The 12,392-nt window shown below is 64.7% G+C and carries 9 protein-coding genes; 2 read left to right on the top strand and 7 right to left on the bottom strand.

Annotation, left to right across the window (positions count from 1 at the left end; genetic code table 11):
- Window positions 1-30 precede the first annotated feature (30 nt).
- From ACVK00_RS25945 to ACVK00_RS25930, 4 genes are all read right to left on the bottom strand, one after another.
- Window positions 31-360 carry an acyl carrier protein gene (locus ACVK00_RS25945; RefSeq protein ID WP_284890918.1) on the bottom strand — a complete coding sequence of 110 codons (330 nt, stop codon included), beginning with the start codon at window positions 358-360 and terminating at the stop codon, window positions 31-33.
- A gap of 86 nt (window positions 361-446) precedes the next feature.
- Window positions 447-4,343 carry a type I polyketide synthase gene (locus ACVK00_RS25940; protein WP_284890930.1) on the bottom strand — a complete coding sequence of 1,299 codons (3,897 nt, stop codon included), beginning with the start codon at window positions 4,341-4,343 and terminating at the stop codon, window positions 447-449.
- A gap of 32 nt (window positions 4,344-4,375) precedes the next feature.
- A complete protein-coding gene (gene ccrA / locus ACVK00_RS25935) occupies window positions 4,376-5,653 on the bottom strand; it encodes a crotonyl-CoA carboxylase/reductase (protein WP_284890917.1) in 1,278 nt (425 codons plus the stop codon).
- A gap of 74 nt (window positions 5,654-5,727) precedes the next feature.
- Window positions 5,728-6,486: an SDR family NAD(P)-dependent oxidoreductase gene (locus ACVK00_RS25930; RefSeq protein ID WP_284890916.1), complete on the bottom strand. Its 759-nt coding sequence runs from the start codon at window positions 6,484-6,486 to the stop codon at window positions 5,728-5,730.
- Between the two features lie 254 nt (window positions 6,487-6,740).
- On the opposite strand from ACVK00_RS25930, the gene ACVK00_RS25925 reads away from it, so the two are divergent.
- Together ACVK00_RS25925 and ACVK00_RS25920 are read left to right on the top strand one after the other, a co-directional pair.
- Window positions 6,741-7,796 carry a carboxymuconolactone decarboxylase family protein gene (locus tag ACVK00_RS25925; RefSeq protein ID WP_354123362.1) on the top strand — a complete coding sequence of 352 codons (1,056 nt, stop codon included), beginning with the start codon at window positions 6,741-6,743 and terminating at the stop codon, window positions 7,794-7,796.
- A gap of 60 nt (window positions 7,797-7,856) precedes the next feature.
- Complete coding sequence (locus tag ACVK00_RS25920) at window positions 7,857-8,327, top strand: MaoC family dehydratase (protein ID WP_284890929.1); 471 nt, start codon at window positions 7,857-7,859, stop codon at window positions 8,325-8,327.
- A gap of 205 nt (window positions 8,328-8,532) precedes the next feature.
- On the opposite strand, the gene cuyB is transcribed toward ACVK00_RS25920, so the two are convergent.
- The 3 genes from cuyB to ACVK00_RS25905 form a co-directional block, all read right to left on the bottom strand.
- Complete coding sequence (cuyB, locus tag ACVK00_RS25915; RefSeq protein ID WP_284890914.1) at window positions 8,533-9,990, bottom strand: cysteate racemase; 1,458 nt, start codon at window positions 9,988-9,990, stop codon at window positions 8,533-8,535.
- Window positions 9,987-11,261, bottom strand: a complete 1,275-nt coding sequence (locus ACVK00_RS25910) for a dicarboxylate/amino acid:cation symporter (protein WP_284890913.1) — start codon at window positions 11,259-11,261, stop codon at window positions 9,987-9,989. Before ACVK00_RS25910 ends, cuyB begins: the two co-directional genes overlap by 4 nt.
- A 183-nt stretch (window positions 11,262-11,444) precedes the next feature.
- On the bottom strand, window positions 11,445-12,359 hold the full coding sequence (locus tag ACVK00_RS25905; RefSeq protein ID WP_284890912.1) for a LysR substrate-binding domain-containing protein: 915 nt from the start codon (window positions 12,357-12,359) through the stop codon (window positions 11,445-11,447).
- Window positions 12,360-12,392 lie beyond the last annotated feature (33 nt).

Below are 12,392 nucleotides of genomic sequence, written 5' to 3'. Positions count from 1 at the left end.
CCCGACAGGCACTGAACCGGCGCACGCGAGTTACCAGTTTCCTGCGCTTGCCCCTTCGCCCGTTTCCGTATCAGCGGCTGTGTCCCTGGGAGTGAGCGACACGAGATGCTCCGCCAACGCGATGAACGTCGGGTAATCGTAGAGCACCGTATCGTCGATCTTGATCTTGAGCCGCTCTTCGAGAAAGAACGCGAGCTCCACGGAATGCATGGAATCGAAGCCGGCGTCGGCGAAGGTCTGCTCGAGATCGGTCGGCACCTGCAGATTGTTCGCTTCGGCCCATTCCTGGATCCAGCCGAGAATGGTCTGGGCGGTCACCGCGGAACCGTTCAACGTTGCGGCTTGAAGTTGGTCGCTCATGGCATTGATTTCCTGAAGTCGGATTGACGAAGAAAGGCACGGCACGAAGCGCCGTGCGTCGTACGGTTGAATCGAAACACGCCAGCCTATGCGGTCGTCACCTGCGCATGCGGCTCAACCCCGACACGCGTGGTGTCCGGACTGCCGCCGAGGAAAGCCGCGACGCGGCGCGCAGAGGGTTCACGCACGATGGAGTTGTGATCGTCGTCGAACACGCTCACCGCGACGCTGCCGCCCGTGAGCCGCCGCAGATACTGCGTCACCTGCGTACCGGACATGCCGCCCGCATTACGATCGGCGAGCGCGTAGTCGATCCGCGCGCGCACCTGTTGCGGCCGGTGACGCGCGAGCGCCACCGCGCTCACGGCGTGCAGCCGCGAGATGTGGGCGAACGTGGCGGGATGCGCGCGGCGCCGCACGTCGGCCAGGTAGAAGTCGTGATCGAGCATCGCGTCGAAGCGCGGGTCGGTGAGCCACGATTCGACGACCTGCGTGGCGTCCTCCGTGACGAAATCGCCGGCAAGCGCGCGCAGCCGCGTCGCGAATGCGCCTTCATGGAGCGGACTGTCGACGATCACCAGCGGCGGCGCGGTCATGCCCTCCGCTTCCCACTGCGCCGCCATTTCGTGCGCGACGATGCCACCGAACGACCAGCCGCCGAGCACATCGGGCAGCGTGCCATGTGCTGCAAGCAACGCCGCGCGATAGCGCGACGCCAATTGCGCGATCGACAGATATGTCGGCGGGCGGTCCTGGTCCGCGTACGGATGGCGAATCGCGACGATGGTCGGATCGCCCGGCCAGACATCGGCCAGATCCTGATAACAGAGCACGTTGCCGCCGACCGGATGCACGAGTGCGACCAGCGGCCCGGTGCCATTGCGCAGCGTGACGACCAGCCCGTCGTCGCCCCGTGCATCGGGGGCTTGCTGCCCGTCGCTCGGTACGGTTTCCTGAATCGGTGTCTTGCCGGGCGACGCGCCGAACCACCGGGCCAGCGTCGACAGCGACGCACCGCGTGCGAGCATGGAGATCGGCGGCATCCTGCCGAAGTGCTGATGCAGGCGCACGCGCAATTCCGTCAACGCCAACGAATCGAGGCCCTGACTGACGAGTGAAAGATCGTCGGCCAGCGTGACGCTATCCGGCGTGACTGCCGCCGCGATGGTGCGGAGTATCGCGAGCACCTGCTCGACGTCAGCGTGGGCGGTGGCGCTCGCTGTCTCCGTGCCGATGTCCGCCACGGGCGAAACCGGTTGCCGGGATACCTCGCCCGAGGCGATGTCGCGCCGATGCTGCGCGCCGCCGTGCCCGGAAGGAGCAAGCACATGGCTCGGGAACGGCAATTCGAAGCGATCGCGGTCGAACGGATAGCCCGGCGCTTCGGCGGGCCGCGGCGCGTTGCCGTAGAGCTTGCGCCACGCGATCTTCTGCCCGATGCCGTAGAGGCGTGCGCATGCATGCGCGAAGCCGGTCGACTCCGTTTCTTCATCGCCGTCCGGCCCATCGGCAAGCGAGGAGACCGCACATTGCCAGTCGCCGCCCGCGGCCGCGCGCGCGAGCTTCGACAGCGCCGCGCCGGGCCCCACTTCGACGAAGATCGTCTTGCCGTCGAACGCCGCGAGCAACGCTTCATGAAAGCGCACCGGCTGCTCAACGAGATCCAGCCAATGCTCGACACTCGCGATCGCCTCTGTCGCGAACGCGCCCGTAAGTGTGGAGACGATCGGGATCGCGGGCGCCGCCAGCGTCAGCGGTTCGAGCGCCTGCCGGAACGCGTCGCGCATCGAACGCAACATCGGCGAATGGCCCGGCGTGCCGTAGGTCTTGAGCAACGAGACGCGCTTGCCGGCCGCGACCATCGCGTCCTGGACCTGCGTGATCGCCGCCTGCGTGCCGCTCACGACGGTTTGCTCCGGCCCGTTGATGCCTGCCACGAACAAACCCGTGCCGAACTCGAAGCGTGCGGCGAGTTCATTCACGCTCGCGGCGACCGCGAGCATCGCGCCCGCCGGCGTCGCCGTATCGAAAAGGCGGCCACGCGCGTCGACGGCCTTCAGGCCCTCGGCGAGCGACATCACGCCGCCGATCACGGCGGCCACATGCTCACCCAGCGAATGCCCGATCAGCAGATCGGGCTGCACACCCAGATCCATCCACATACGCGCCAGCGCATAGCAAACGACGAAATGCGCGAGTTGCCCCGGATGATGACGCACCGCTTCGACGGTCCGGCCGACGATCGCATCGAGAACCTCGCGTGCCGTATCCGCATCGAGCTGGCCCAGGCACGCATCCGCGTGTTTGCGGAACAGGCCGTTTTCGTCGTAGAGATTTCGCCCGACACCGGGCTGCCATGCCCCTTGACCGGGTATGAGAAACGCGAGACGCGACTTTCGCGGGTGCTCGCCCGCATGCCAGTGTCCCGTCGGGTCCGCGGCGAGAAAGGCATCGAGCGCGGCAACGAAATCCGCCTTCGTCGTACCGACCAGCGCGACGCGATGATCGAAATGATCACGCCGCACGCTGGCCGTGTGGCACGCATCGCGCATCGGCGCGTGGGTTTCCGCGAGCCACGCGCGCCATGCAGAGGCGGCACGCTGGCGCGCTTGCGGCGAGCGTCCCGAGAGCGTCAGCACGCGTTCGCGAGCGACCTGCGCGACGGCATCCGGCACCGGGTCCGGCTCGGCAAGAATCATATGGACGTTGGTGCCGGTGATGCCGAAACCACTCACGCCGACGAACGCATTGCCATCGCCCAGCGGCATGCCGTCACGCGGAATCTCGAGCTGCGCGCCTTCCCAGTGAAAGCGCGGATTCGGCGTCGCGAAATTCACCTGTGCCGGCACATGGCGATGACGCAGAACCAGCATCGCCTTGATGAAACCCGCCATGCCCGCGGCGCCTTCCAGATGTCCCAGTTGGGACTTCACGGAGCCGACGAGAATCGGCTTGTCGCGCGTGACGGCGCGCGCATATACGTTGCGCAGCGCGGAGAGCTCGATCGGGTCTCCCAGTGCCGTACCCGTGCCATGCGCTTCCACGTAGGCGACCGCTTCCGGGCGGACGCCCGCCCGTGCCATCGCGCGACGAATCACGGCTTCCTGCGCCGCGCCGTTGGGCGCGGTGAGGCCATTGCTCGCGCCGTCGCTGTTGACGGCGGAACCGACCAGCACCGCGTCGATACGATCGCCGTGCGAGCGTGCGTCGCCAAGCCGCTTCATGACGAGCGCGCCGCCGCCTTCGCCGCGAATGTAGCCGTCGGCGTTCGCGTCGAACGGGCGACACTGACCGGACACGGACATCGCCTGAAGCCGCGCGACGCCGATCGTTTCCTCCGGCCCGAGGATCAGGTTCACACCGCCGGCGATCGCCACGTCGCACTCGCCGGCCTGAAGGCTCTGTGCGGCAAGATGGATCGCGACAAGCGACGACGAGCAGGTCGTGTCGACGAAGATCGCCGGCCCGCTCAAGCCCAGTATGTGCGCGACGCGCCCGGGCGCCATCGCGCGCAGGTTGCCGAGCTTCGAATAGGTGGTTATTTTTTCGGGATCGCCAGACCACACGGTACGCCGGCCATAATCGGCTTCGCCGGTCGTCATGAAGACGCCGACGTTCTTGCCGCGCAATTGACCGGGCGCAAACCCCGCGTTCTCGAGCGCTTCCCAGGCCAGTTCGAGCATCCAGCGCTGCTGCGGATCCATCTCGATCGCCTCGGCCGCCGAGGTACGGAACAGCCCGCGGTCGAAGAAGAACGGATCCTCGACGTAGCCGGCCACGCGTGAATAGGTGGTGCCGGGTTCAGCGGGATCCGGCGAGTAGAACGCGTCGATATCGAACCGCTCGCGCGGGGTTTCCCGAATCGCCGTACGCCCGGAATTCAGAAGCGCCCAATAGCTCGACGCACAGGACGCGCCACCCGGAAAGCGGCACGACATGCCGATGATGGCGATCCGTTCCGCGTGTGTATTTGACCTGTCCATACCGTTCTCGCTACAAGAAGAATGCTTCATGGCTAGTGGCGACGCGCCGCGTCGAGATCGTCGCGACTGCTGGCCTGCACCAGCACGGCCATGTTGCCCGGCAGGTGCTGATTCGCGCGAATCTTCGCGTGCGCGTCCGGCAGGCGGTTCCACGGAAACACTTCCGACAGGCACGGATCGATCTTGCCGCTCATCACGAGCCGGTTTGCCTGCGCGGCTTCCTTGAGACTCGCGAAGTGGCTGCCCTGGATACGCTTTTGCCGCATCCAGACGTAGCGCGCATCGCAGGTCAGGTCGTAGCCGCTCGTCGCGGCGCAGAAGACGACCATGCCGCCGCGCTTCACGACGTAGCAGGACGGCGCGAACGTGTTGCGGCCCGGGTGTTCGAATACCATGTCGACATCGCGCCGTTCGCCGAGTGCATCCCAGATCGACTTTCCGAACTTCTTCACGGCGTCGACATAGGCCGCGTATTCATCCGTTGCATCGACAGGTGGCGGCGCGCCCCAGCATGAAAAATGCGAGCGGTTGATCACGCCCACCGCGCCAAGGCGCTTGACGAATTCAGCCTTCGAATCGTCGGAGACCACGGCGACCGGACGGGCGCCGGCCAGCGCCGCAAGCTGAATCGCCATCGTTCCCAAGCCGCCCGCCGCCCCCCATACGAGCACCGATTGTCCCGGCGAAAGCACATGGGGCTTGTGGCCGAACAGCATCCGATACGCGGTGGCGAGCGTGAGCGTGTAGCAGGCGCTTGCGGCCCACGTGAGGTGCTTCGGCCGCGGCATCAGCTGCGTGGCCTGTACGCGTGCGAACTGTGCGAACGAACCGTGGGAGGTTTCGTAGCCCCAGATGCGCTGTGATGGAGACAGCATCGGATCGCCGCCGTTGCATTCCTCGTCGTCGCCATCGACCTGCGAGCAATGCGCGACCACCTCGTCGCCCACCTTCCATTTCTTCACGTTCGCGCCGACGGCCCACACGATGCCGGCCGCGTCCGAGCCCGTGATGTGATAGGGATCGTCATGCAGGTCGAGCACGGAAAACGGCTGGCCGAGGGCGGCCCACACGCCGTTGTAGTTGACGCCGGCAGCCATGACGAGAATCAGCACGTCGTTCGGGCCGAGCGTCGGCACGTCGACGATTTCCTTCGTGAATGCGTGCTGCGGCTCGCCGTGGTTCTCCCGGCGAATCGTCCACGCATGCATCGTTCTCGGCACGACGCCCAACGGAATGGCACAACCGATCTCGAACAGTTCCGGTTGCCCGTTCTCCGTTTTCTCCACTACTTCCATCAGTTCGGAATCCATATTTATACCCGTACGAAATCTGATTGATCGAACGTAGCGCTGGCGCTACGACATGCGTGAAGACGACGTGCGCGTCAAGCCGCGGTCATGCCGCCGTCCACGGAAAGCGCGGTGCCTGTCATGAACGACGACGCATCGCTCGCGAGGAACACGACGGCCTGCGCGATCTCCTCTTCGGTACCCAGGCGGCCGAGCGGATGAAAGCTCTTGATCTGGTCGGTCATATGGGTTTCGTCGAGGAATTTTTCGACCATCGCCGTTGCGACGAATGCCGGACAAATCGCATTGACGCGGATCTTCTGCTTCGCGTATTCAAGCGCGGCCGCTTTAGTCAATCCGAGAATGCCTGCCTTCGAAGCGTGATACGCGCAGCCTCCGAATGCCGATGCCACCAGGCCATAGGTCGATGACATATTGACGATCGATCCGCCACCTGTTTTAAGCATTTCCGGAATTTCATATTTCATCGCAAGGAACACCCCTTTCAGATTGATGTCCACGACAAAATCCCAAGTCGCCTCGTCGGTGTCGGCCACGGCATTGCCGAACGCTTCAACGCCTGCGTTATTGAATGCGATATCCAGCCTGCCGAATTTTTTTACGGCCTGCGCCACCGCATTTGCGCAATCCTCGGCCTTGGAAACATCGGTCTTCACGAACATGGCGTCGCCGCCGGCGCGACGAATTTCCTCGACGACGGCCAGGCCTTCCTCGATACGGCGCGATGCAATCGCGACGCGGGCGCCTTCCCGTGCAAACAACAGCGCCGTGGTCCGGCCAATGCCCGAATTCCCGCCCGTGACGAGGGCCACCTTGTCTTGAAGCTTCAGCATTGCGCTCTCCCGGTTACGTTGATATGACCGATCCCCTGCCGCTTTCGAACGATTCATTCGGCTCGGATGAAAACGTTCGCCTTCTCGTATTGGACTGGATTCTAAACGTCAAAAAACGTCCATCCATGACAGTTCATAAAAGTTCAGAATTACTTCCCGGGCGGACGAATATCATCGGAAACATCAACATTTTCGGCAATTAGCCAATCTGGTGCACCATGCACGCAAAAACGATATCCAGGCATGAACTTGGTATGTCCGTCATTCATGCAATCGGCAGCCAGGGTTTCACGGACCTCAGCGCAGCGCTTGATGCGCTCGACCCCGACGTCAGGCGATTGCTGATCGAGGGCGCTTATGCGGATATCATCGCCCGGCCCAATCTCTCGCTGAAGCATCGCGAACTCGTGACCGTCGCGGTCCTGACGACGATGGGCAATGCCGATTCCACGCTCAAGTACCATGCAGCCGGTATGTTGAATACGGGCTGGACGCCGGACGCCGTGCTCGCCACGGTCCTGCAGACGCTCGAGTACGTGGGGGTGCCGGTGGCCATGGCCGGCGTACGACACGTCGTGACGGTGCTACGCGAGCGTGGCATCGATACCGGTCATGCCGCGAACCCGTTCGAACCCTACGAATCGGCGATCGCATGCACGCGTCAGCTGCGGCAACAACATCTCGATGCACTGACACCCAAGGAGCGCGGACTCGCAACGCTTGCGATCGTCATCGCGCTCGAAAACCAGCACGCGGCCGTTCGGCAGCACTTGAATGCTTGCCTGAATGTCGGCTGGACGCGTCGCGAACTGACCGAAGTACTGATTCAGCTCACCGGCTATATCGGCTGGCCACTCGTGCTTCCCGTATCGCGCATTGCGCTCGACGTATTCGGCGCCGCGGAGCAGGCGAACGTCTCCCCGATACAAGCAACGCCGGAACGCGATCGATCTGCGCACGGAGCGCCGCTATGCGCCACCGACATTTCGCCCGAACTCGCTCGGCACCTCGATGAGCCAGGTGTGTCGACCTCGAGCATCGACTCGGTCGAACACGCGAAGGCGCGGCACCTGACGGCCATCGCCTGTCTGACCTGCCTGGCTCGAAATGCGGATACCGAAGCGCTCGTCATGCATATACGCGACGCGCGCTTGCTCGGTGCGTCGCGGCACGAGATCGTCGACGCAATCACCGGCGCACTGCCATACGCGGGCGTGCTCGCTACACAATCCGCACTGGCAGAGGCAAACCGGTTGTTCGCATCGACAGATTTGCACGCTGCTTCAACACAGGAGAACGCGGCGGCATGACAGATGACGGCGCGCGATGCCCGTCAACGCCACGCAGTACGAACGACACAGGAGCAGACGATGAACGACGAAGGTGGATACGATCTCGAAGACTTGATACCCGGCATGAGCGCGAGCTTCACGAAGACGTTATCCGAGCGCGACATCTTCCTGTTCGCGAGCGCCTCCGGCGACCGGAATCCCGTGCACCTCGACGAGGCCTACGCAAGTCGCACACGATTCGGCGGCCGTATCGCGCACGGCATGTTGTCGGCGTCCGTGATATCGGCAGCCATTGCCACGCGCCTGCCCGGCCCCGGCTCGATCTATCTGTCGCAGGATCTGCAATTCCGGCGCCCGGTGAAGCTCGGCGAAACGGTTTGTGCGACCGTGACCGTCAAGGAGATCGTCGCGAACCGGCGGCGCGTCGTGCTGGAAACCCGATGCGAAGTGAACGGGCTCATCGTGGTGGAAGGTACCGCGGTCGTCATGCCCACGACCGCGGCGGAGCGCAGCAAGGAAGCGGAAAACCTGCAAGGTCAGGAGGTTTGACTATCGCTCTGCAGTCGTTCGGCCGCCGTCCGGCTCGCGAAGAACATCGCAAGGGGTGCCGGTGATCCGGCAGTGACGCTCTCGTCGCCAGCCTGCGACTGCGGGGCGGTCGGGTTCTGCGCGATCCGGTTCGTCGGAGCGGAGCGCGGCAACCGAGGGAAACGGATCAGTCGCGTTGCCGCGCATTGGAACGGACCCGCGTGTGTTACCTCGCCGCCGTCGCATACGCAATGCACGTGCGGGCAAGCACGTCGGTCGGATCGACGAGCGTCGCCCGGCGCCCGTTCCGCGCCACATATTCCCCACCCGGCAGCAGGATCGGCAGTTCGGTGCATCCGAGCACGATCACGCTCACGCCTTCGTCCATCAACGCGTCGATGGCCGCGCCGATATCTTCCTCGCACCGTCCGGTCGTGAAGCCGGCCTTGACACCCTGCCTGCCGTAGATCGCTTCCATCACGCGCGCCTGCAACGCCGGCCCCGGCGCCACTTGCCGGAGTCCCTGCGATTCCAGCGCCTTCTGGTAGACCCCGCTTTCGATCGTGCCGGACGTGGCCAGCACACCGACCTCCCGCAGCGCCGGATAGGCGTCGCGCAGGTGGGCGACCGTGACGGTCAGCATGTTGACGATCGGAATGCCGAGCCAGGGCTGAATCCGCTCGACGAACGCATGCGCGGTGTTGCACGGAATCGCGATGACGTCGGCATCGCCATCCTCGAGTTTCTTGCAGGTCGCGTACAGGGAGATCGTCGGATCCGCGCCGGCGCCCACCAGGTTCTCGGTTCGATCGGGAATCTGCGGATTCTGTTCGACCAGCAGCTTGATATGGTCCTGATCGCGCGATGCCGGCGTGTTGCGCACGATCTTGTCCAGAAAATCGACCGTCGCGGCCGGGCCGACGCCGCCGACCACGCCGATCTTGAACGTCGCCGCGCGCGAACCCGGTTGCCCGGCCACCGCGTACTGCGCATACGCGAGGTTCGCATCCACGAGCGGCACGCGCTGCGGGCCGATTTCATCGGCGACCAGCGCGATCTCGGTCAGCCCCGGGACGATGACCTGCACGCCCTGATCGGCAAGGTCCTCGCACGCGCGGCGCAGCAGTTCGACCGGACGGCCTCGGAGATTGCCGCGCTTGATGCCGTCGCGGCCGTAGATCGCTTCGGTCACGAGGTCGATCCCGTCGGGCGACCGCGGATGGACGATGTCGAATTGCGGCGCCGGGAAATACGCTTCGAAGAGTCGCTTGGCCCGCACGTAGTCGGACGCCAGCACGCCGATGCGCGTCGCGTCGGGATACTTGCGCCGCACATGGCTGCGCACCGCTTCGACGATATCCACGATCGGCAGGCGCGTGTTCGCCTTCAGCTCGTCGATGAACGTGTGGCTCAGGAAGCACGGCAGCACGACCGTCGTCACGCCACGCTTCTCGAACGCCCGGATCATGTCGAACACGTACAGCTTGCGTTCGATGGTCGCCGCGCTGCCCGACCCCGAGCCCTTGAACGGGTATTGCTCGAAGAGCATCTCGGCGTGCTCCTCGTCGGACGACGCAGGCGTCGCCTTCACCATCTTGAAGAACACGTCGGCACTGCCCAGCGGTCCGAGGCCGCCGACCACGCCGAACTTGCGCCGGGCATTCACGCCATTCGTGTGCATCATGTGTTCAGCTCCGGCTGATCGAATACGGCGGCTTGCGACTTCGCAGCGCGCCGGCTCTCCCACTTCGCGATCACCGCCGTCGCCACGCTGTTGCCGATCACGTTCGTCATCGTGCGGCCCATGTCGAGAATCTGGTCGATCGCCAGAATCATCGCGACGCCGGCCACCGGCAGATGGAACATCGGCGCGACCGCCGCGACCACGACCACCGAGCCGCGCGGCACGCTCGCCATCCCCTTGCTGCTCAACATCAGCACCAGCAACATGAAGACCTGCTCCGACACCGGCATGTGCACGCCGAACGCCTGCGCGATGAAGATCGCGGCAAACGCCTGATACATCATCGAACCGTCCAGGTTGAACGCGTAACCGAGCGGCAGCGTGAAGCCCACCACCTTCTTGTCCACGCCGAACTGCTCGAGCTGCTCGGTCAGGCGCGGATAGGCGGCCTCGCTGCTCGCGGTCGAGAATGCGATCAGCGCGGGTTCGCGTACGGCCTTCAGCAGGCTGCCGACGCGCCGCCCGAGAAACACGTAGCCGGCGCCGATCAGCAGCGTCCAGAGGACGAGCAAGCCGAGGTAGAACGCGCCGATCAGCTTGCCATACGTATAGATCACGTCGAGCCCGCGCAACGTGACCGATGCGGCGATCGCACCGAATACGCCGAGCGGCGCCGCGCGCATCACGTAGTTGGTCAGACGCAGCATCACCGGCACCATGCCGTCGATCGACTGGATCACGACGCCGACCCGCTTGTCGTGCTTCAGCGCGCTCAGCCCGATGCCGAGAAAGACCGAGAACACCAGGATCTGCAGGATGTCGTTGCGCGCCATCGCGTCGAGCAGGCTGGTCGGGAACGCATGCGTGATCACGTCCCGCGCGTTCAGTGCGGCGGTATTCAGTCCGGTGTCGACCTCGCCGGCGGATGCCGCGAGGTTCAGGCCCGCGCCCGGCTGCAGCGCATTGGCCATGACGAGGCCCAGGCTCAACGAAATCAGCGACGCGCAGACGAACCACCCGATCGAGCGCAGGCCGATGCGGCCGACGTCCTCGCCACTGTCCATGCCGGCCAGGCCGGACACGAGCGTGACGAACACCAGCGGCGCGATGATCATCTTGATCAGGCGCAGGAAGATGTCGGTGACGATCGAGAAATAGCCGGCAACGGTTTTGAGGGTGCCCGGATCCGCGATGTGGGTGTGGCACGCATAACCGGCGACGACACCGAGGATCATGCCGACTGCAATGCTGAAGGTAAGGCGATTTTTCATGTCCATTCGTCCTTGGGTGGCGCCCTGCCGCCGGAGGCGGACGAGCGCTGCGAAGAAGGCCGCGCGACGCCGGTCACGCGTCACGATTGCCGTTGGAACGAATGGTAGGGACGGTCGATAAAACCGTGATGCCGGTGCAACATGGCGGTATGCGAGTCCCGCATAAGGCGGGAAAACCCTGACTCAGCCGAGCCGGGAAGGCGCCGCGCGCAGGTGCTGCCACAGCGTGTCGAGGAATTCACTGCGGTTGGACACGTCGCGATACACGCGCAATTCGACTTCCAGGTTCCACGCCGCGGGCCCGGCCGGGACGAGTTCGCCGGCCGCCAGCTCGGCGACGATTGCGCTACGGGGCAGCCACGCGACGCCCTCGCCTTCCATCACGAGTTTCTTCAGCACCTCGGCCATGTCCGACTCGTAGTGCAGCTGCAAGGCCGGCGTATCGGGGGCACGGCCGAGCAGCAGCGCGAGACAGCGGCCGAAGTAGCTGGTTTCCGTATAGGAGATCAGCGGCAGCGGGCTCTGCTTCGTGCCGGGCAGGCGAAACGCGGGCGCCGAGCGCCGGTTCGGCCGGCATGCCGGCATCAACGTGTCGAGGCCGACCGTCAGGTGCTCGTACTTCGCCGGGTCGAGATGGAGCGGCAGCTCGGGATGGTGATAGGCAAACATCAGCTCGCAGTTGCCGTTGACGAGCATCAGGATCGAGTCATGGACGTTGGTCGGAATGACGCGCGCCCGCACTTCGCCGAAATGCGGGGCGAGCGCCTTGAGCCAGCCGGGCAGGAAACTCAGCGCGATCGTGTGGCCCGCGGCGATCTGCAGGCTCTTGCCGGCAATCCGTTGCTCGGTGCGGATGATGGCCCGCGTGTCGAACAGGCGGCTGAGCACGTCTTCGGCCGTCTCGCGAAACAGCCGGCCCGCCGGCGTCAGCACCGGCGGAAAGCTGCTGCGGTCGATCAGCTCCGCGCCGATCCACTGCTCGAGCGACTGGATGCGACGGCTGAAGCCCGACTGCGTGACGTTGCGAAATTCAGCCGCGCGGGAAAAGCTTTGATATTGAGCGAGCGCGAGGAAGTCCTCGATCCATTTGATTTCCATGTTGGCCTTGGCGGGTCGCGGGCGGAGCGGCCC

The organism is Burkholderia sp. PvR073, assembly GCF_054055695.1.
The sequence above is the reverse complement of the archived record's forward strand: the minus strand, read 5'-3'. Positions and strand labels throughout refer to the sequence as shown.

What these genes read in the sequence shown, in the direction of transcription:
- ACVK00_RS25945 (WP_284890918.1), bottom strand. Translation starts at nt 360, where the DNA reads ATGAGCGACCAACTTCAAGCCGCAACGTTGAACGGTTCCGCGGTGACC.
- ACVK00_RS25940 (WP_284890930.1), bottom strand. Translation starts at nt 4,343, where the DNA reads ATGGACAGGTCAAATACACACGCGGAACGGATCGCCATCATCGGCATG.
- ccrA (WP_284890917.1), bottom strand. Translation starts at nt 5,653, where the DNA reads ATGGATTCCGAACTGATGGAAGTAGTGGAGAAAACGGAGAACGGGCAA.
- ACVK00_RS25930 (WP_284890916.1), bottom strand. Translation starts at nt 6,486, where the DNA reads ATGCTGAAGCTTCAAGACAAGGTGGCCCTCGTCACGGGCGGGAATTCG.
- ACVK00_RS25925 (WP_354123362.1), top strand. Translation starts at nt 6,741, where the DNA reads ATGTCCGTCATTCATGCAATCGGCAGCCAGGGTTTCACGGACCTCAGC.
- ACVK00_RS25920 (WP_284890929.1), top strand. Translation starts at nt 7,857, where the DNA reads ATGAACGACGAAGGTGGATACGATCTCGAAGACTTGATACCCGGCATG.
- cuyB (WP_284890914.1), bottom strand. Translation starts at nt 9,990, where the DNA reads ATGATGCACACGAATGGCGTGAATGCCCGGCGCAAGTTCGGCGTGGTC.
- ACVK00_RS25910 (WP_284890913.1), bottom strand. Translation starts at nt 11,261, where the DNA reads ATGAAAAATCGCCTTACCTTCAGCATTGCAGTCGGCATGATCCTCGGT.
- ACVK00_RS25905 (WP_284890912.1), bottom strand. Translation starts at nt 12,359, where the DNA reads ATGGAAATCAAATGGATCGAGGACTTCCTCGCGCTCGCTCAATATCAA.